This window comes from Mesorhizobium sp. M5C.F.Cr.IN.023.01.1.1 (assembly GCF_003997585.1).
GTDB classification, from domain to species: domain Bacteria; phylum Pseudomonadota; class Alphaproteobacteria; order Rhizobiales; family Rhizobiaceae; genus Mesorhizobium; species Mesorhizobium wenxiniae.
The window spans coordinates 1-19,447 of record NZ_RZSU01000001.1 but is presented as its reverse complement, the minus strand read 5'-3'; the positions used below and the strand labels follow the sequence as shown (position 1 = coordinate 19,447).

Below are 19,447 nucleotides of genomic sequence, written 5' to 3'. Positions count from 1 at the left end.
TGGCGAGGGTGCCGAAAAGAAACTGAACAGGAGCTTACAATGATAGTCGCACCAGAATTTTGCCGGGTTGAGGTATCGGAAATGAAGCCACTGCCTTCCAAAGCACGAGCCGTCATAATCGGAGGGGGCGTGTCGGGGTGCTCCGTCGCATATCACTTAGTGAAGCTAGGATGGACGGACGTGATCCTGCTCGAGCGTAAGCAACTTACGTGCGGCACGACCTGGCACGCCGCCGGATTACTCAGCGAGCTTCGCGGGTCTAGCGACATGACGAAATTGACCAAGTACTCAATGCAACTCTACTTGAGCCTGGAGGAAGAGACAGGGATTGCAACCGGACTTCGCCGCGTCGGCTCATTGTCTATCGCAGTTACCCAAGAGCGCAAGCACGAGCTCTACAGGCAACTCTCTCTCGCACCCGCCTACGGCGTGGAGGCGCGAAAGATCTCTGTGCGAGAACTCGAGGGAATGTACCCTCATATCGATGTGTCTGATGTCACTGCTGCGCTTCATTTCCCTAATGATGGACAATGTGATCCAGGCAACGTCGCGATGGCGCTGGCCAAAGGCGCACGCCAGCGTGGCGCCGCAATCTTTGAGGGAGTGAAGGTAGCCGGTGTTCAGGCGAGGAACGGACGGGTGTCGGGCGTGACATGGGAGAAGGATGGTGAGCGAGGGGTAATTGAAACAGATAACGTAGTAAACTGCGCGGGGATGTGGGCACGGGAATTCGGCGCCAGAAGTGACGTCGCGGTTCCATTGCATGCGTGCGAACATTTCTACATGATTACAGAGCCAATAGATGGGCTAAATCGACTGCCGGTCCTACGAGTTCTCGACGAATATACGTACTACAAGGAGGATGCAGGGAAAATTCTCTTTGGGGCAGTCGAACCGAAGGCGAAGCCGTGGGGGATGAACGGCATCCCGGAAAGCTTCTGCTTCGATCAGTTGTCCGAGGACTTTGCGCATTTCGAACCCATTGTTGAGAAGGCTCTCAAGCGAGTTCCGATGCTGGCAACAGCCGGTATTCGTACTTTCTTCAACGGCCCGGAAAGCTTCACTCCGGACGACCAATACCACCTCGGTGAAGCTCCTGGTGTTAGGGGCTATTGGGTCGCATGTGGTTACAACAGTACAGGAATAGCTGCCTCAGGGGGTGCGGGCTTAGCGCTGGCGCAGTGGATGAATGACGATGAGCCGCCCTTCGACTTGTCGGGCGTGGACATCCGTCGGATGGAGTCCTTACAGAAAAACCGTTTGTATTTGAGAGAGCGGGTTTCGGAGGTAGTGGGACTCTCGTTTGGCGACCACTTCCCCGCTCGTCAGATGACAACAGCACGCGGCATTCGACGCTCGCCAATTCATGAACATCTCAAGGCACGTGGGGCGGTGTTCGGTGAGATGGTGGGCTGGGAGCGAGCCAACTGGTTTGCCAGGAAGGGCCAGGAGCGTGAATACCGATACTCCTGGTATCGCCAAAACTGGTTCGATAATCAGCGCGAAGAGCACCTGGCGATACGCGAACGCGTTGGTATCTTCGACTTAACCTCATTCGGAAAAATCCGAGTGGAGGGCCGAGACGCTACCACGTTCCTCCAGCGACTTTGCTCCAATGATGTCGACGTGCCGGTTGGCCGGATCGTCTATACGCAAATGCTGAACGAGCGAGGCGGGATCGAGAGCGATCTGACCGTGAGTCGTCTCACGGAGACTGCTTTCCTGCTGGTCGTGTCAGCCCTCACATTACAAACCAATCTCTGTTGGCTTAGGCGGCATCTAGGCGACGAGTTCGTTGTTATCGTCGATGTGTCGGCGTCGGAAAGCATCCTGGCAGTGATGGGACCGAAATCGCGCGAACTGCTCGGCAAAGTGAGTCCGAATGACTTCTCCAACGAGAACAACCCTTACAGCACCTGGCAGGAGATTGAGATCGGGATGGGTCTGGCGCGGGCCCATAGAGTGGCCTCTGTCGGCGAGCTGGGCTGGGAGATCTACATTTCGACTGACCAAGCCGCACATGTGTTCGAAGTAATCGAGGCGGCGGGTGCCGATGTCGGACTCAAGCTGTGTGGGCTCCATGCCCTCGGCTCGTGCCGCATGGAGAAGGCATGTCGGCACCTCCCCGACGATGTTGGCAGCGGGGAACACGTGCTCGAAGCGGGGCTGGGCTTCGCTGTCGAGACGGCAAAGCCTGGATATATTGGCCGCGATGCGGTGCTGAGAAAACTTGAGGCGGGACTCGACCGTCGGTTGGTTCAGTTCCGCCTTAAAGACCCTGCCCCTCTACTTCATAAGAACGAAGTCGTTTTCCGAGACGGTCGGATCGCCGGAACAATCACTTCCGGAGACTACGGGCACACGCTCGGTGGAGCTATCGGCCTTGGGTATGTACCGTGCAAGGACGAAAGCGAGGCAGCTCTGCTCTCCTCTTCATACGAGATTGAGATCGCCGGCGAATGCTTTGCCGCGGAAGTCTCCCTCAAACCGATGTATGACCCGAAGGGCGAGCGGATGCGGGCTTGATTTACCAATTGGAGCCGTTCGGCATGCACGAACGTATCCTAAGTATCGAAGCTCGCAGGCCGCGCCTAATAAACGGCCTTCTGGACCTCGAAGGCGCGGTTCACGAGCCAATTGGTGCGGATGCCACGTGTTCGACTGGATTCAGCTCGAGCGCGAACGCAGGGGATGGGCGTAATCTCCGGGCGAATCGAAATGCTGGCCTCCCCGTTCAATGCGATCAAGAAGCACTGTTATAATGTCACTCTTCTACTCGCCGAACGGGCGCCAAGTTGCCAAGAGGTATCGTTTACCGAGAGCGCGGTCGTCTCGGGGCGACATGAGGCCGCCAGATAAGGGCTTTGCGAGGGATGAGCTTTGAGCAGCAATCGCGGGCCCTGTGACAGAAAGGAGGCAACTGAGACAGCAGAATGAATTAGCCCGCGTGCCCGTGGCAGTTTTGTCGACCAGCCAGTGGTCACGTGGTGCCCAGCATGGGTAGGCGTCATGTCGGTCTTGGCCAGGTCTCTTCGATGATGCCCAGGCCGGACGGATCGATCAAACCGTTATAGGTGTAGCCGCTGGGCATGGCGGGGACTTAGACCAGGGCGGTCTTTACCGCGCGGCCAGCGCCATTTTTGAACGTGAGTCGGCGCAAGTACCGGCCCAAGGTTGAGGTATGGCCCCAGGCAGCGTCCGGCCAAGGGCGGCCCAAAGATTGACATCGGCTGACCGCCGAGGCTCTCACTAAGACGAACCTTCAGAGGCAGGTCACCAACTACAAGCTGGTTCGCCGGTAAACTGAGATGTGACCTTTGGATTCATTGGTGAACGCGCCCCTCGCCCAATCTCCCCAACGCTCCGCCAGCTCCAGCCCAACGCATTCGGCCATTGTATCGAGCTCCTGGTGATAAACGTACCGAACGCGTTGTGGTAAACGTCTGACGGATGTACCAGAAAACCAGAGGATGGTTGAAGTCAAGTTCTGGTTTACTGGGTCATGGAGTACCGCATTGACAAAGGTATTCTCATGATCAACGTACATCGTAGTAGTTTTCTGGCCGCCGACAAAACCGTCCAAGGGTGGAACACGAACTTCTATTACCACAACCCCCTTCTCTGTTAGCGCCTCCGCAGCCGATCGAAGGCAGGCTATTTGCTCTTCGCGCGTGGAGAGCAGGGTGAATGTGCCATAAACACAATAGACCAGATCGTAGCGTTGTTCTGAGCTGAAATCGGAAATGTCCCCCTTCCAGGCTTTGATCACATCAGTACGTTTGGCGAGAAGTTTTAACATGCTTTCTGAATTGTCGATGCCTTCGACCCTGACTCCCCGCTCGCTCAACGGCACCGCTACGCGCCCATTGCCAATACCGAGCTCAAGAGCCCCTCCTCCTCTGGAAAGTTGCTCGAGGAGGGCAGCAGTTTCGTCTGCCTCCGCAACTTTCCCTAATAAGCTGGTAAATTTTTCATATGTGGAAGCCCTACTCTCGTCATAGGCAAAAATGTCTGACATGCTATTCTCCACATTGAACCTTCGTTGTTTTTTACAAGTAAATTAAGGATGTTTTTCCGAGTTTTGCCAAATATGACCTCTTCGTTCTGGCTGTCGCACATCATTCAACGAACTTAATAGTCTTCGGATAATCAGAGATGTTCGTGTATGTTTGTGTTATTTCCTCGTCCGCCTTTATGTCTCTAATTGCTACAAGGCTGGCCCATGCGCCGGATTCTTCATCAGCCCAAACCGTTTCTGAATTAGGGTTCACAGAATGATTTACCAACGACGCGAGTCCAAAAACAACATAGCGCGCCAAAGGACCAATTTTTTGATTTTTGTCGCCCCGAACGAAGTAATATTGAAGTACCCCTGTGAGATCTATGACATTTGCTTGTCGATCGTCAAATTCCCACGTTGGAGCTCGCTCAATTAAATCTCCAATCTTAAAATTAATATTGGCGAATAAACCACGCCCTTTTCCGGGCACTGTCTTCACATAGAGAGCGTTACTGCGATCAAAAACCCTATCGACCATCGTGTGTACCTTCTTAATCCTGAGTTTGGAGCTGATGGGCAGCGTTGAGCTTCCGGACGCGATTCACCAGCAATTACTTCAACGAAAGTCGGCGGCGTGTTGACCGAGCGCTCAGCTACGAGGCCCACTGTTCTCGCCCCAAACCTCCTCCTCACGGAGGTGCCATTGAGGCCTCGACCAAATCCAAGTATACTTTCGCCACTTCGCGTCCTCTGATAACCGGCATCCCCACTAAGGAGCGCATCGGTGGGATCGGCAAAGCGCTTCTAGGGGACGAGGTTCAATGGCTCATTCCACAACTTGTTCTCCGTGAGAGAACATAGCTAGTTCTCAACCTCGTCATACCTACCAATATGCGTGGGTTCGTTAGTTGACTTACGTTTCGCTCCAACCAACCCGGTTCACGCATTCCAAGGCCGGGACCACGTACTCGAATGGGAACCGATCGGCGAGCGCATCAAAGACGCCTTGGGAAACGAGAACGATCTTGGGTACGAACGGCAGGCATTCTATCATCCGGCCCGAACGGCGATAGGATCGGCCCGATCGAACCAGGCGAGTTCCTTGGGACTTACAGCTTCCGATCTCACGATGCAGCATCTACAACGAGATTCATCACCAGCCAACAGCGAACTACATCTCGATCTATTCACACCCCTGTTGAGTCGTCGGCGTAATGTCGGGGATCTGAGGTTCGACTCCAAAGCCTCGTTTCGCGATGATATCTTTCACGCCTGGGTCGAGCGCAACGATCCGGTGCCGACCTCGGGGATGGCCCGTATCATTCTTTCGGCGAAGTCAGAATGTGGATACGTCTTCGGTCAGTCCGCTCGCCACCGGTCAGCGCGTTATTTCGGTGACTAACCTCACGAGGTGGGCCGCCGGGCTCACATCACCTCAAGTCAGCGACCCGCACGCGCCGCAAGGCCCCAAACGTCGCCTGCACCGAAATGCTTGCCGCCAATGACCTAGGCGGTGATGCCGAGCCCTTGGATGAACGACACGGGTTAGGCGAGCCCTTGCATCTCGGGGGCGGTAGGCTTTTGCTCACAAGCCGAGCCGAACCCTACTGCGGCACAGATACGCGGTATCGTCGAGAATATGGCAGCCGCTCCCGGGCTCCCCCATGAACGGCTGAACGACTGCGGTTTCGGAGTGATGTAGCCCGCAGCCCCTCGTCGATGAAGCGCCGCGCCAGCAATCCTCGTGATGCGGATACTGCGCAGAATGATACTTGGCGCACTGTGGGCCGTTAGCAAAAGGCACGAGGAGGCGATGAAGCTCTATCGCAGAATATACTCTGAACCGAAATCGATGACGTGCATGTGAAGGCCTTGTGCCCTCGCCCGAACCGCGTGATCCTTGTCAGTCGCGGCAACGATAACCTGCCCCCCCTTCCTGCAAACGTCTGCGACGATATCGAAGAACTTGAGGTAATCTTGTCGGTCGATGTTCTGCTGGGCAGGCTCGTCGAAAACAGTCAGATTCGGATGGTTGCTTTTCTGGGAGTTATCACGGCTGGCGTGAAGGGCGAGCACGAAGGCCGTTATGATGCGGATCCAGTCACTAGCCGAGGTCCCGAAATCGGCCCGAACCCGCCGGTCACGATCGTTTACGATGACTCTCGGCATGAAAGAGCCCTCATCGATCACCATGGAGCCGATCTCGAAAGAATTGAAACCTAGGCGCCCGAGATAATCTCTGAACGTTCTTTGGAATTGCCGTAGAAGGCTTTGGTCGTCAGCGCTCAGGTCACTCCTCAGTTTCGAAAGCTTTCCAGCAACGTCAAGATACTCGTTCCAAATGTTCAGAAGAGCGGCAAGCTCGCTGCTAGTCTGGTCGAGCAGATCGCGATAGCTCCCTATCGCGTTCTCTATTCGCGCGATGTCGCGGGCACGCGCCATTAGTTCCGATGGAATTGCACCAGCCAGGCTTTTTTGGATTTCCGACTGCTGGGTCAGAGCAATACTGATTTCGTTTCCAAGCTGCTCTGATTCGACCTGGTGACGCTCACGCCTGGCGATCTCGACGCTAATGATGTCCTGCAAGAGGTTTCGTTGGTCGGTAATGTATTCGACATTTTCATCGATTGACATGGTCGGAAAGCTGCGCATCTGCGACAGTAGCGTGCCATCGATCGACTGCTCGCAAACCGGGCACGCACTTGTGATCGCCCATTCGTCCCGGTTGAACAACCGGCGGATTTTCAGCTCCTCCTTGTTCTTTTGCAGGTCCCGTGCGAGCACCTCCAGACGCTGCTGATAACGACGAACGTTGCCGCGAATGGCCGCTATCGCGTTGTCGAGCTCGCTCTTCCTGGTGACCAGCGCTGTGATCCTTTTTGAGATCTCGTCTATCCGACTTTGCAGGCTAGGATCTGGAGGCGTAAGATCGGCTAGTGCGATTTTGCTGGCGAGATCTGCCTCAGCGGCTGACAGCAAATCTGCCAGGGATTGCTGTTTTTCTCCCTCCGTCACTCTGAATATCTGCGGGCTGAATGAACCTACGCCGATGTCCGAGGGAATACCCTTAATTGAAAACTGTCTGCCGTTTACGTGACGTCTAAGAATGGCGATTCCGGTGTCGTAGCGCGCCTTCAGCCGTTGCTCGTCCAGCCTAAGGGCATTCCGTTGCAGATTGTTCCTGATGTAGTCGAGTCCCAGAAGTTCGGCGATGGTGGATTTCTTGGGATCACGGACCCGATAATAAGGCATGTTCGCCATGATATCCGCCCATCCGCGCTTTTGTTCGATGAAAATCGCGGAGAATATGTATTCCAGATAAAGCCGCATCACGCCGTCGTCTTGAGAGATAACTTGAACCTCCGGGAAGCCGATGAACTCGGAGAGCAAACGGTGGAAACCTCTAGTGTCCGTGTAAGATCCTGACCCCAAATAATATTCCTCCAATCCGGCCTCGCTCCATTGGCTGAGCGGCCCGCGCCGAACCAGCATCCCGCGTGACAATTCCGGTTTGACGGATCGACGGATGGTCAAGAGTTCATTAGAAGCGTTGGCAATCTCGAGGAGAATTGCCGCTTCGACAATCCTTTGATCCCCTTGTGCGCCCCTCAATGTGTCCTTTACCAGAGCGGCAACATTGCCTTTCACGAGATCGTCTAATCCTAGCCCGACCGCGAGAGCGTTGACGAGCGTGCTTTTGCCTTGTGTGTTGCTGTCCGTCAGGATGAGGTTTGCGCCGGGACGAAGTTCGACCTCGCATGAGGCGAGCTTACCGTTGAAAAGCTTCGCCTCGAGGCGTACTCGACTATATCTGAGATGCATTTAGATGCCCTCCCTCATGACGGTCTGAACTTCGTTCTCAGAGATCCTGCCTACTTCCCTGGCCAGTGCAAATACGTCCAGCGCCAGTTGTTGGCTCCTGAGGCTTTTCACAAAGTCCGTTCCCTTATCGGTCAGTTCCACCCTAAAGCCACGCTGAACGTCCTTCTGATCGAGGAGACCCGCTCCCATGGCATAGTTCACACATCGGTTCAGGTAGGGGTCGGCAGACGGCGCAAGGATCCTTGGCGAAAATCTGACCGATCTGAACTCCATGTACGGACCTCGGAAATCCTCGTTTATGAATAGCGAATTGATAAAATGAAGCTGCTTGAACGATGCGGAGCCGGCGCGGCAGCATTCCGACACGGAGATGCAGACCATGGCTAGCCGCCGATAGAGCCTTAGGTCGGCGGGCACATCGACGGGTCGCTGGGTGAACTCGATTTCGATCTTTTCGGCAGGGTTCACTGCAGCGACCTTTTCCTCTTAAACCTCAAAGGGCAGCGAACCAGCCAGTCTGCAATCGTAAACTTCCTGATCCTGCTCAGCGTCTTGGTGCCGAGACGGCTGCCTACGACAGCGTTGAGACGGGCCTCGAGCGTCGTTTTAACGTGGGAGAATGAGTTCCAGGAGCCGACCGCGATGCTGCCCTGCTCGGCATCATTTTCGATGTCTGAACGAATTTCCTCAATTTGGCTGAAGAAGTCAGGTTCTCGGCGTTGGATTTCGCTGAGCTGAATCGAATTTTCCAGAAAGTTTTTCAATTCGAAATAGGCAAGTTGCTCAGCCTCCTCATCATTGTCCGTAATGAGACGGAACTTTTCATAGACGAGCTTAAAATTTTCATTTTGTCGCAAAACGACGAGCGCGGGGACGGGCTGATCCTCAACCGTGACTTCTATCCTGTCGTCGCGCCGTTTTTGATACTCCAGCCATTCCGTCTCAAGAAACGATGGTGTCTGAATGGATACTTGAAAGTCCGGATCTATGATGGAAAGGCCCCACGATTTGACCTCTGTCTCTTTTTGCTTTGCGTATCGATGCAGGTCGTTGTGGGGAGTTTCCTTGTTAAGGAGCAGGGCCCAGTTCCGAAGCTTCTTACTACCAATGATCGCGGCTATTTCGCTTTCGTTCAGTTGCAGCTTCTTGAGGTCAGTTCCGATCTTTTTGCGAACGCCGGATACTGGATCCTTGTTTTCAGGCTCCTGCCCGTACGCCTGGTATGCCGTACCGGCTCGTAGATTGAGCCCGTCCAATCCTAGATCGCCACCCTTGTCGCCGATGGGCTGATAATCCGTCCCGTATTTCGTGCCGAGGAGAACGTTGCAAATGCCTTCCCAAGCATCCCCATTATAATCCAGATACCAAAGACTCAATTTACCGCCCCGAATTCAGCACTGTTCCCGCGACGGTAGAAGGCACGTCGTCCTCTAAACAGCAAAGACATAACACAACGTCAGGCTGCAAACGTCGGACTATGCGTCGCGGAGTACCAGAAGATTCGTAAATCCGCCAACACGGCCTCTGCAAATAACGGAATACGGTCTGCTCATTCCTGCGGACGGCTAAGACTAGCTCTCTTCACGTCCGCGTCGTATCGCGCCGGCGTAAGACTTCGTGACGGATCAGGACGTATGTGTCAGGTGCGGCTCAACGCTTACAGACAATACGCCCGCGATGCAGCACCACGACCGTCGATGTGAACAGCGCCTCTTCGAAGCGGGAGGTGCCGCTGTTCATGTCAATTAATGTGAGCGCATCGTGTCGGCAGCCTTGTCTCCGCGCTCAAACGTGGTCGGCCGGTCCGGCGAAACCCTCATCCCGGCCGGAGTTCGCGCGGATCGGAAGCGAGGCCCTCGAGGTACTACCGTCCGTGAGTTCGAGTGTGCTCGATCGACCGCATCACCTCGAAGTGCCTGAACGTTGTCGAGAGGTGCAGGCAATTCAGGTTCTATCATAAGCTCGCTCAAAATTTCAGTCTTGCATGCTGCTACCGCATTTGCGGCGTAGGCGTTCAAGCCCTTTTACAAAGTTGGGACGCCTATCTGCGGGGTGTTCGTGAGGATTGATGGCCGCGCAGCCTATGTCAAATTCAGTTTGCATATGCTAACGATCTAGACGCAAGATGGGCGTTCAGACAGAGCCTGGGGTTGGCCGCCAAGCGACATTCTTCGCATGGTCTTGCCCCCCACGGGAACGGTGCCGTGCTCCAGTTCGGCAATGACGCGGTTTGACCTGCTGATGAGGCAAGCGCCTGAGCGCCCGCCCTCGGCGGCGCCAGCCTCTCGGCTGCCGGAACACTTGTTGTTTGCACGCATTGTCTGGTCCTCCGTTCGCCAATCGCGCCCTCCCCCCGGACGCGGGGTGGGCGAAAGCGACCGGAAAGGCCGCCGTAGAAGGCGGACCACATTCGAAAGACCGGAACGAAGAGGACCCGGAGCGGCCACGCAGTCGCGCTGCCACAAGAGACGCGGATGCGTCGCGCACGTAATCGCGAGGATAATTCAAGTCGGACTGGACGCGCCCCGTTCGCCGAAGAGCGCCTTAGCGAAGGCGGGATGCTTCCAGCTAGTGATCCGAGCGCACGAAGAATGGTCGGTCAGGCGCCACGTCGTTCAATAGCCGAAAGGCTGCCGCCCGTCAGCGGCGCGCTGGATGCCTGAGACGCATGAGCTTGCCGAAGAAGAGCCGGCGCTCCGCGGCAGCCGGTGCGCTTCGCGATCCCGCCGGCGCCAGCTATGATCGTAGGCTCAACAGGATCTCGCACGGGTCAGCGTCAAGGGCCGCGGTTACGTCGAGAAACTCAATGACATCGAGACGCCGCTCTCCACCCTCATACTTGGCCACGAAGGATTGCGGCCGGCCAAGCTTCTCGGCCACCTGCTCCTGGGCCATGCCTTTTGCATTGCGCAGCGATGTCAGCTGGGCCAGAAACCGCTGGTGGCGGGGAGATCGAAGAGATTTGGGCATGTAGGCGAACCGGTCAGGTGAAGACCGGCTCAGCCACTAATGTCGGTTTCGGATTATCCCATTTTGGGATATTTTGCCTTGAATCCAGCGATTAACATGCGAGGTTCACGGCAGACATGAATCGATCAACGGGAACAGATGGGACTCAAAGCTCAACACTGCGCGACGAAGTCCCCTGGTCAGACAGCATCACGGGCTACGACAGGCAACATCGCACCATTTACCTGCGCATCCTCGACGCCTGCGTCGATAATGCCAGCGTAGAGGAAATGGCCGAACTCATTCTCGGCATCGACCCGGCCCTTGAACCGATCCGTGCCCGCAAGGCTGTTCGCAGCCATATCGATCGCGCGAATTGGATGGTGACAACCGGTTGCAAGCAACTGTTCGCCGGCTGAATTACAGCGCGGGTTGCGACGCCTTTTTAGACGAGGAAATCTCGGTACCCGCTATTCATCAGCGCGTGACTACGAGAGACGGCGCGGCTGGCGCGATCGCGCAGATGACCGCCAGGATCCCTCAAATTGGCCTCGATGAGCCCTTCGTCGATCAGCGCCTCAACAATCTCGCGGTGGACGCGAGCGACCCGTCGAGGGCCCGAAGAACGAATGGCAACCGGGCTGCAAATTTTTGAGGGAAACAAGCGGCGGGCAGTTCTCCATCGAGACAAAGGGCATTGACCCATTCGAGCGCCGCGAAGCGATGCTTCGAAAGTGCTGCGGGCCAGATCGCCTCAGCACGCAGGCAAGCGGCCGCAGGATGTCCGCCGGGTAAATGCGAGCTGGATGGTGTGCCCAGCTTTGCGGAGAGGGACGTGCTGACACTGGCCGGTTCCCAGCAGGACTGTCGTCCGACATGACAATGACCTCATTTCGAAGGGAGTTGGCGACGCGGACGTCTGTTTCGCGACGACCGACAATACATGGGCGCACCGACGCACACCAGAACGACCGCACTGCGAGCGGGCGAAACAAAACTCCTAATTAGCGCGAGAGATCGCGGAGAGGCGATCACGTCGACAAGGGCTCCGCGAGACAGTGTATTGGCCTCCTGGAGCGCAGCGAGCAGAAAGCGTCGGAATGCCGGTTTGCGACGCAAGAACTCCCAGGCCTAGCCACTCGACGTCAAATGAGCGGTGAAGTCATAGGAGCAGCGATCCTGCCAGTCCATCGGCATCTGGAAGGGGCATCCGCCGACGCGGGCACGCACGATGACGGGGTCGATGCTCTGGTACTGGTGCTCGAGATAGCGCGCTGTCCAGGGCGCCGGATAGTTGGAGATCAGCCTGGGCTTGTCACCTGGCCGCGGCGGTAGCGAGAGATAGGCGAAGGCGAGCAGGTCGGGTTGTGAGCTCACATCGGCCAAGGCGCTGTGGAAATCGACCTCATCGACGCCTTCCGAAAGCTGTTCCAAAAACCTTCGAAGACAGATTGCATGTCTGCGTGTCAGAACCTTCACTGGGTCTCCGGCCACTTGCTTGGGGGTGGAAACAAGCCCGGGTCCTCGGCATCATAAGCGTGCCTTGCGGAGCATGGTTATTCGTCTCAATATTCATTCACTGGCGCGATGGTGGACCTGCTACGTCTCAGAAATACGCCCTGCCGGCGGGGAGGTGCGCCGGCAGGGCTTGCCGCGTAACGCCAGCGGTCAATGGGAGGACCGGACGACAGCGGCAAAACAAAGTCGTTTGGCGCTCACGAAGATTATACGGCCCTTCCGCCTTCGAAGCGGGGTACCTTGTGTCAACTGACTTCGCCGTCGCGTCGACGATTATGTCGACTTCGTATTCCTGGCGATGATCAGTGGCGGGGCAAAGCCGGGGGTATCGCTGTGCGGGCCCCCTTGCGGCAGCTCGCCTCAGCACCAGCGGGTACGTCGTCATGATCCAAATTTCTCCAATCGGCGGGACACGCTAGCTATACGGGTCACGAGCAGACGGGTCACGGAACTCAGATCGTGGCATATCTTAGCGAGATTGGGCATACCGGGCATACCGGGTATCGTTTCTTCAGTCGGACGGAGAAATTGCATAGTACATCAAAGCAAGGCCGGTGGACCGATACCTGGCGACGGTACCGTTGGGGAGCCTATGCATTCTCCTCTTGCCCGAGAATACGCACGACCATCCACTGTCACCTCGAGCAGTTGCCCTGGATCAATGCATATCATCTCGTCATACCATAGTGTCCACTCGAAGTCAGAATCTCGAAGATACGTGATGCCTGAAGCTAGAGGTGAGTCGTCTTTCTCGTTGACAAACTCATGCCACGACGTACCCCTGTGGTTGTAGTTTTGCTCGACGTCCGTGGGCTTAAACAGTTTGACTTCAGGCACGTAGTTCTCCTGAGTATTCGGGACGAATGGTGGGGTCTTTGTGCATGCTTACGATATCAGCCGTCACCGGCTGTTTTGCTGCAAACCATATTCGGCTGATGCAGAAAAACCGCGTCTCTCTGACTTTCTGGGTTGTGTTAGCCGCGCTGCGACAAAGCAATGTCGAGCGCGAAGCGGCTGCTTTCCAATATGTTCGGATGCTCAGCGCCGTCTTTCCTTCCAACAGCCGGAAAATGTCGCAAAGCATAGTCGGCCCTGTGGAGGGCAGGAGGCGCACGCAACCATCGACGGAACCGTCGATACCGCGGAGGAGCAGTTAATGAGCTCTCAACACGTTAAGGCGAGTAGGTCGAGTCGTGAGGTCACATAGGCCAAGGCGCTGTGGAAATCGACCTCATCGTCGCCATCCGAAAGCTGTTCCAAAAAATCTTTCGAAGACAGATTGCATGTCTGCCCTTGTCAGAACCTTCACTGGGTCTTCGGCAACTTGCTTAGGGGTGGAAGCAAGTCCGGGTGCTCGGCATCATAAGCGTTTCTTACGAAGCATAATTGTTCTTCTCAGCATCCATTCACTGGCGCGATGTGGTGGACCTGCAACGTCTCAGAAATACGCCCTGCCGGCGGGGAGGTACACCGGCAGGGCTCGCCGCGCAACGCCAGCGGTCAAATGGGAGGACCGGACGACAGCAGCAAACAAGTCGTTTGGCGCTCACGAAGATTATACGGCGCCTTCCGCCTTCAAGGCGCGGTACGTCGTGTCAACTGACTTCGCCGTCGCATCGACGATGATGTCGATTTCGGCCCGGGTGATGATCAGTGGCGGTGCAAAGCCGAGGATATCGCCATGCGGCATGGCGCGGCCGATGACACCGTTTTCAAGCAGAGCAGCGGCGGCACGCGCGCCGACCTGCAGCTCGGGCTCAAACGGTACGCGCGCCTTGGGATCCCGCATCAGCTCTACTGCTGACAGGATTCCAACGCCGCGAACTTCGCCGACAATGGGATGTCCCTCCAATTCGGCTTTCATGCGGGAAAGCCAATACGGCCCGACATCCTGGACATGCTCCAGGATCTTTCTTTCCTTAAGTACTTGAATGTTGGCAAGTGCGGCCGCCGCGCAAAGCGTATGCCCTGAATATGTCCAGCCATGGCCGAGAGGTCCATTCTTCTCGGTTCCTTCTTCCAGGACAGACCAGACGCGGTCGCCAATAATTGACCCGGAAATTGGGAGGTAGGCGGAACTAACGCCCTTGGCGATGGTGACGAAATCCGGGCGCATCCCATAGAGGTGCGAGCCGAATTTCTCGCCGGTTCGCGCGAAGCCACAAACGACTTCATCGGCGATCAGCAGGATATCGTGCCTATCCAGCACCTCTTGAATAGCCGCCCAGTACCCCCTTGGGGGCGGAACGATGCCGCCAGTCCCAAGTGCCGGTTCTCCGATAAAGGCCGCAACAGTTTCCGGGCCCTCGGCAAGAACAAGGGCCTCGAGTTCGTCGGCGCAGCGTTTGGAAAAGGCTTCTTCGGTTTCGCCCTCATGCGCCTGCCGATAGTAATGTGGGGTCGTTGTGTGGCGTACCAGATTCAAAGGCAGGTCGAAAAACTTATGGAAGAACGGAAGACCGGTCAAACTTCCAGTGACCAGGCCGGAACCGTGATAACCGCGATGTCGCGAGATGATCTTCTTCTTTTCGGGGCGCCCGAGAACGTTGTTATAATACCAGACGAGCTTGATATTGGTCTCGTTAGCGTCGGAACCGGAAAGGCCAAAATAAACTCTTTGCATGTTCTGCCCGAAATATTCGACCACGGCCTCCGCTAAGCGGGCAACGGGCTCCGTGCCTTGGCTGGCATAGACATGAGCGAACGGTAGCTCGTGCGCTTGCTTGGCTATGGCGTCAGCGATCTCTGTGCATCCATATCCCATGTTGACGCAGTAGAGCCCACCAAAACCGTCGAGGCTCTTTCGGCCTTCAGTATCCCAAATGTAGACACCTTCCGCTCCGGCCATGATCCGGTTTGGTGTCTCGCCGCGGCTGTGTTTTGCCAAGTGCGTGGACGGATGAAAGACGAAGGTCCGATCCTTTTCTTGGACTTGCTTGGTTCCCAGATTGGTCAGGCTCATTGTCGCTCTCCCGTTTATTGCCCGGCGGAGAACACTCAGTCCCCGCTCGTCGAGAGCTACTATACCGACGGACACACTTCACGTTCCACGGCAATGTACGTCCGCGGCCGATGAAATCACGGAAGTTGCGTCAATCTCCGTGGAAAACACGGACAACTCAGCGTTGTCTTGGCGCGGACAAGGGAATGGGCGAATTGGATTTTACGGATTTCGTCACTATGAGGCTGTAATATTGATCGATCCCGAGTCCAACCTGTAGCAAACCCTCCATGAATTCCTGGTAGGCAGCCATAGAAGGAGCTGCAACGCGCATCAGGTAATCTACCCGGCCCCCGATCGCCCAGCAGTCCAAAATTTCGGAGATGCCTTGAATTGCCGTCTCAAAGTGTCTTTGGTCTTCGAGGCGGTGACGATCCAGCACGACCTCCACCATCACGAAAATCACGCCCCCGGTGAGGGATGGACTCAGCCGCGCGCAATAGCCTTCGATAATCCCTGCTGTTTCGAGTATGCGGAGCCGCTCCGAGCAAGCCGACGCGGAGAGGTGAACGCGCTTCGCCAGTTCGCTCTTCGATATCCGACCGTCTGTCTGAAGCTCCGCGAGGATCCGAAGGTCCCAAGCGTCCAGGCGAACTGTGTTGAGTTTCGACTTCATGGGATTGCCGGGCTGAGTATGGCTTTACGTTTAGTCTGCCTAGGGTCTGCCGCCAATTGCATCCATGGTCCGGTCGTGCCAGCCCAGCGTTGCCTTCGTCGCAGGCGATGCTGGTGTAGGCATAAGCCCATGCGCACAGCTTGCCCGATACAAAGACAACGCTTCTCACTGTCCTTTGATAGTCTCTGCGTAGCCGACACAGGACTAATTGGCCTAACGGGAATAATCAAACGCCGATGTTGCGGGCGATCGTATCGGCGGCCATGCGCTTACGCCACTCGATTGGCCCGGAATTATGAATAGAGTTTCCTTCAACATCGACAGCCATGATGACTGGCATGTCCTGCACCTCGAATTCATAGATGGCTTCCATGCCCAGGTCTTCAAAGGCCACGATCCGCGCGGTCTTGATCGATTTTGAAATCAGGTACGCAGCACCACCCACTGCGATGAGATAGGGCGTTCTGTGTCTCACAATTGACTCGATGGCCGCCGGGCCCCTCTCGGCCTTGCCGACCATCGCATATGTCCCCGTCTCGGCGAGCATCTTTTCAGTAAAACTGTCCATTCGGCTCGAGGTTGTTGGGCCAGCCGGCCCGACAACCTCATCCCTCACCGCGCGGACGGGTCCGACGTAGTAGATCACGCGACCCCGCAGATCTACGGGAAGCTGCTCGCCGGCATCGATCAAATCGACCATTCGCTTGTGGGCGGTGTCCCGGCCGGTCAGCATCTTTCCGGACAGAAGAAGGGTTTCCCCGCAACGCCATGATGCCGTCTCTTCCTTTGTGAGCGCATCGAGGTTGACCCGCCTGACCTCAGCAGTGTGCAATTCTTCATTTCCGATCTGTGGCCATTCAGAAAGGTCAGGCGGCTGGAGCTGGACCGGCCCTGTGCCGTCCAATGTAAACGTCAGGTGCCGGTTGGCGGCGCATTGTGGAATGAGCGCGACTGGCTTCGACGCGGCGTGCGTAGGATAGGTTGCAACCTTGACGTCCACGACTGTTGTCAGGCCGCCCAGGCCCTGAGCGCCGATGCCAAGCCCATTGATTCGCTCATAAAGCTCAATCCGTAGTGCCTCCTCCGCGCTTGATGGCCCTTTGGCTGTCAGTTCCAACATATCGATGGGTTCGTTCATGGCCTCCTTGGCCAGCAGCATGGCCTTTTCAGCGCTGCCGCCGATGCCGACCGAGATAAGGCCGGGTGGGCACCATCCGCTGCCAAGGGTCGAAACGGTGTCAACCACCCAGTCGGCAACGGACGCGCTGGGATTAAGGGTGGTGAAACGCGCCTTGTTTTCGGACCCGCCCCCTTTGGCTGCGATGGTGATTTCAATCTGGTTACCAGGCACGAGGTCCACGTGGACGACTGCCGGCGTGTTGTCACGAGTGTTCACCCGTCGGCCAAGCGGATCCGAGACGATCGATGGTCGGAGGGGATTGTCCGGGTCGAGATATGCTTGGCGAACGCCCCTATTCACGAGGTCGGCGAAACTCGCCGCTGATTTAATGCGGACCCCCATGCCGACCTTTGCAAAGACCACCACAAGACCGGTGTCCTGGCAGATCGGGCGCCGTCCGAAGCCCGCCATGCGCGAGTTCAGCAAAATCTGCCCGATAGCATTCTTCGCCGACGGGCTCTGTTCGCGCGCATATGCCTGCGAAAGAGACCGGACATAATCTGGAGGATGGTAGTATGAGATATACTGAAGAGCGTCTGCAACGCTCCTTGTGATGTCCTTGCCAGCGATGATCCGCGATCTATTTCCCACCGGATCTCATCCAAATGAGCCGAGGCCATTAACCATTTTCAGGCTTTGGAAGCTCCGCACCCCTTGCTCACCCCCTTCGTATCCATAGCCGCTCTGTTTAATGCCTCCATACGGCGCATCTGCCGAAACCCCCTTCAGGTAATTCACGCTGACAGCGCCCGCCGAAAGACCATCGATCAGCGCCCGTTTCGCATTGGCGGCGTCGGTGAAGAAGTAGGCGGCCAAGCCATACTCAGTGGCGTTAGCTTCTTCGATCGCCTCCTCCATCGTGTCGAACGGCGCCACGATGAGGATCGGTCCGAACGGCTCGTCATGAAGCACTTTGGCATCTTTTGGCACCCCTGTCAGGATGGTTGGCGGCCAGTAAAAACCGGGCAGGTCGAGGCGGGTGCCACCAGTCTCAATGCGGGCGCCGCGATCGACCGCATCCTGGATCAGACGCTGCATGGCTTCAATTCGCCGCGCGTTCGCCATGGGGCCCATCTCGGTCGCCGGGTCGTCCGGTGGACCGATCTTGATTTTACGGGCGGCTTCCGTCATTCGGGATAGGAATTCCTGATAGAGATTCCGCGCGACGAGAATCCTGCTCGGCGCGTTGCAGCTCTGGCCCGCGCATTCGAACTTGTATTCCGATATGGCGGGGACCGCCTGTGCTAGGTCCGCATCCGCGCACACAACGACGGGGGAGTGTCCACCGAGTTCAAGGACGCAGCGCTGCAAATTATTCGCGGCGAGCGAGGCCAGCTGTTTTCCGACTGCCGTGGAGCCCGTGAAAGTCAAGACCTTCACGATTGAGGAACTGAGGAGATGGCGGGAAATATGCACCGGTACACCGAAAACGAGATTGACCACGCCGTCCGGGACACCCGCATGGCGCAAGGCTTCTACGATATGAACGGCGGCGCTCGGCGTCTCTTCCGCACCTTTAAGAATGACCGGACAGCCTGCTGCCAGCGCAGGGGCGAGCTTGCGGGCGATGAGAACGGCGGGATAGTTCCAAGGCGTGAAGGCAGCAACGACACCGAGGGGCTCCGGGACGATCATCCTGTTACGGCCCAACGGAATCGGGGCCGACAGCTTTTCGGCGTGGGTGCCGTTCCACTCCAGCGTTTCGACAGCGCGCGCGTACTCACCGGTCGCCTCTGCAATCGTCTTTCCCTGTTCAGCCGATAGATCCTTTGCTGCGTCTCCTGCCTTTGTGGCAAGGATCCTGGCGGCTGCCACAAGGATCTCGCCGCGCTCTTTTACAGGCCGCGAGGACCAGGCCTTGCGGCTGCGCTCGGCCGAAGCGAGGGCCTCATCCAGATCCGAGACCGTCGCCGAGGCCACCGAGCCAAATACCTTCTCCGTCGCCGGGTTAATAACGGGCAACGTGGCTCTGTTGTTAGCGGCTCGCCATTTGCCGTTGATAAAGAGCTCATAGCTCGTGGCGTGGGACATAGCGTGCTCCGCTTGGCTGAATTCAGTGCGATACCAGCCGATATCCCGACCATAGGCTCGCTTCCTTCAGTTTCATCGCGATGGTCCCGCCCGGTCAAATATGGAATGTCGAGCAAAACCATCTCGAATACAGATGGATATCGCCCAGGCAACCGCCAAGGAGCGCGGCGATAGCAGCGGAAGAGCTTGGTTTGAAGGATGGCCTAAACCCGTTCCGGAGCCATGGCTGACCAGTGTCCGCTCTCGATCAATGTCCTGACGACCCTGGGGATCAGGTTGCGGATGGCAGAGACGGCTGGAGAGCGCTCATCTTTCGGGTTAACGGCAAGG

Annotated in this window: 13 protein-coding genes and 1 pseudogene; 2 read left to right on the top strand and 12 right to left on the bottom strand. The window is 56.6% G+C overall.

Translation table 11 applies throughout. The features are described 5' to 3' along the window. Positions 1-81 precede the first annotated feature (81 nt). On the top strand, positions 82-2,526 hold the full coding sequence (locus EOA78_RS00085) for an FAD-dependent oxidoreductase (RefSeq protein ID WP_127313476.1): 2,445 nt from the start codon (positions 82-84) through the stop codon (positions 2,524-2,526). A 754-nt stretch (positions 2,527-3,280) separates the two neighbouring features. Here the strand turns inward: EOA78_RS00085 and EOA78_RS00080 are convergent. The 6 genes from EOA78_RS00080 to EOA78_RS00055 all read right to left on the bottom strand — a co-directional run bounded on the left by EOA78_RS00080 (position 3,281) and on the right by EOA78_RS00055 (position 10,792). Then, positions 3,281-4,018: a class I SAM-dependent methyltransferase gene (locus EOA78_RS00080; RefSeq protein ID WP_091598019.1), complete on the bottom strand. Its 738-nt coding sequence runs from the start codon at positions 4,016-4,018 to the stop codon at positions 3,281-3,283. 100 nt (positions 4,019-4,118) lie between these two features. Continuing rightward, positions 4,119-4,538: an SET domain-containing protein-lysine N-methyltransferase gene (locus EOA78_RS00075; RefSeq protein ID WP_091597921.1), complete on the bottom strand. Its 420-nt coding sequence runs from the start codon at positions 4,536-4,538 to the stop codon at positions 4,119-4,121. 1,283 nt (positions 4,539-5,821) lie between these two features. Next, a complete protein-coding gene (locus EOA78_RS00070) occupies positions 5,822-7,822 on the bottom strand; it encodes a hypothetical protein (RefSeq protein WP_091597924.1) in 2,001 nt (666 codons plus the stop codon). After that, positions 7,823-8,290, bottom strand: coding sequence for a hypothetical protein (locus tag EOA78_RS00065; protein ID WP_091597927.1), 468 nt, complete (start codon positions 8,288-8,290; stop codon positions 7,823-7,825). Then, positions 8,287-9,198 (bottom strand): hypothetical protein, encoded by a 912-nt coding sequence (locus EOA78_RS00060; RefSeq protein WP_127313403.1) that lies wholly within the window; start codon positions 9,196-9,198, stop codon positions 8,287-8,289. Before EOA78_RS00060 ends, EOA78_RS00065 begins: the two co-directional genes overlap by 4 nt. Before the next feature lie 1,360 nt (positions 9,199-10,558). Continuing rightward, entirely contained in the window at positions 10,559-10,792 is a 234-nt protein-coding gene (locus tag EOA78_RS00055; RefSeq protein WP_127313402.1) for a helix-turn-helix transcriptional regulator, read from the bottom strand. 116 nt (positions 10,793-10,908) lie between these two features. On the opposite strand from EOA78_RS00055, the gene EOA78_RS00050 reads away from it, so the two are divergent. Next, a complete protein-coding gene (locus tag EOA78_RS00050; RefSeq protein WP_091597932.1) occupies positions 10,909-11,190 on the top strand; it encodes a DUF2285 domain-containing protein in 282 nt (93 codons plus the stop codon). Between the two features lie 712 nt (positions 11,191-11,902). On the opposite strand, the gene EOA78_RS00040 is transcribed toward EOA78_RS00050, so the two are convergent. From EOA78_RS00040 to EOA78_RS36685, 6 genes and pseudogenes are all read right to left on the bottom strand, one after another. Continuing rightward, positions 11,903-12,205, bottom strand: coding sequence for an autoinducer binding domain-containing protein (locus EOA78_RS00040; protein ID WP_245459154.1), 303 nt, complete (start codon positions 12,203-12,205; stop codon positions 11,903-11,905). Positions 12,206-13,844: 1,639 nt separating this feature from the next. Continuing rightward, positions 13,845-15,251, bottom strand: coding sequence for an aminotransferase (locus EOA78_RS00025; RefSeq protein WP_127313400.1), 1,407 nt, complete (start codon positions 15,249-15,251; stop codon positions 13,845-13,847). Positions 15,252-15,408: 157 nt separating this feature from the next. Further along, entirely contained in the window at positions 15,409-15,906 is a 498-nt protein-coding gene (locus tag EOA78_RS00020; protein WP_126057720.1) for an Lrp/AsnC family transcriptional regulator, read from the bottom strand. Positions 15,907-16,132: 226 nt separating this feature from the next. Next, a complete protein-coding gene (locus tag EOA78_RS00015) occupies positions 16,133-17,677 on the bottom strand; it encodes a fumarate hydratase (RefSeq protein WP_127313399.1) in 1,545 nt (514 codons plus the stop codon). A gap of 6 nt (positions 17,678-17,683) precedes the next feature. Further along, positions 17,684-19,117, bottom strand: a complete 1,434-nt coding sequence (locus tag EOA78_RS00010) for an NAD-dependent succinate-semialdehyde dehydrogenase (RefSeq protein WP_127313398.1) — start codon at positions 19,115-19,117, stop codon at positions 17,684-17,686. Between the two features lie 203 nt (positions 19,118-19,320). After that, a pseudogene (locus EOA78_RS36685) lies at positions 19,321-19,447 on the bottom strand (LysR family transcriptional regulator); the annotation flags it as partial.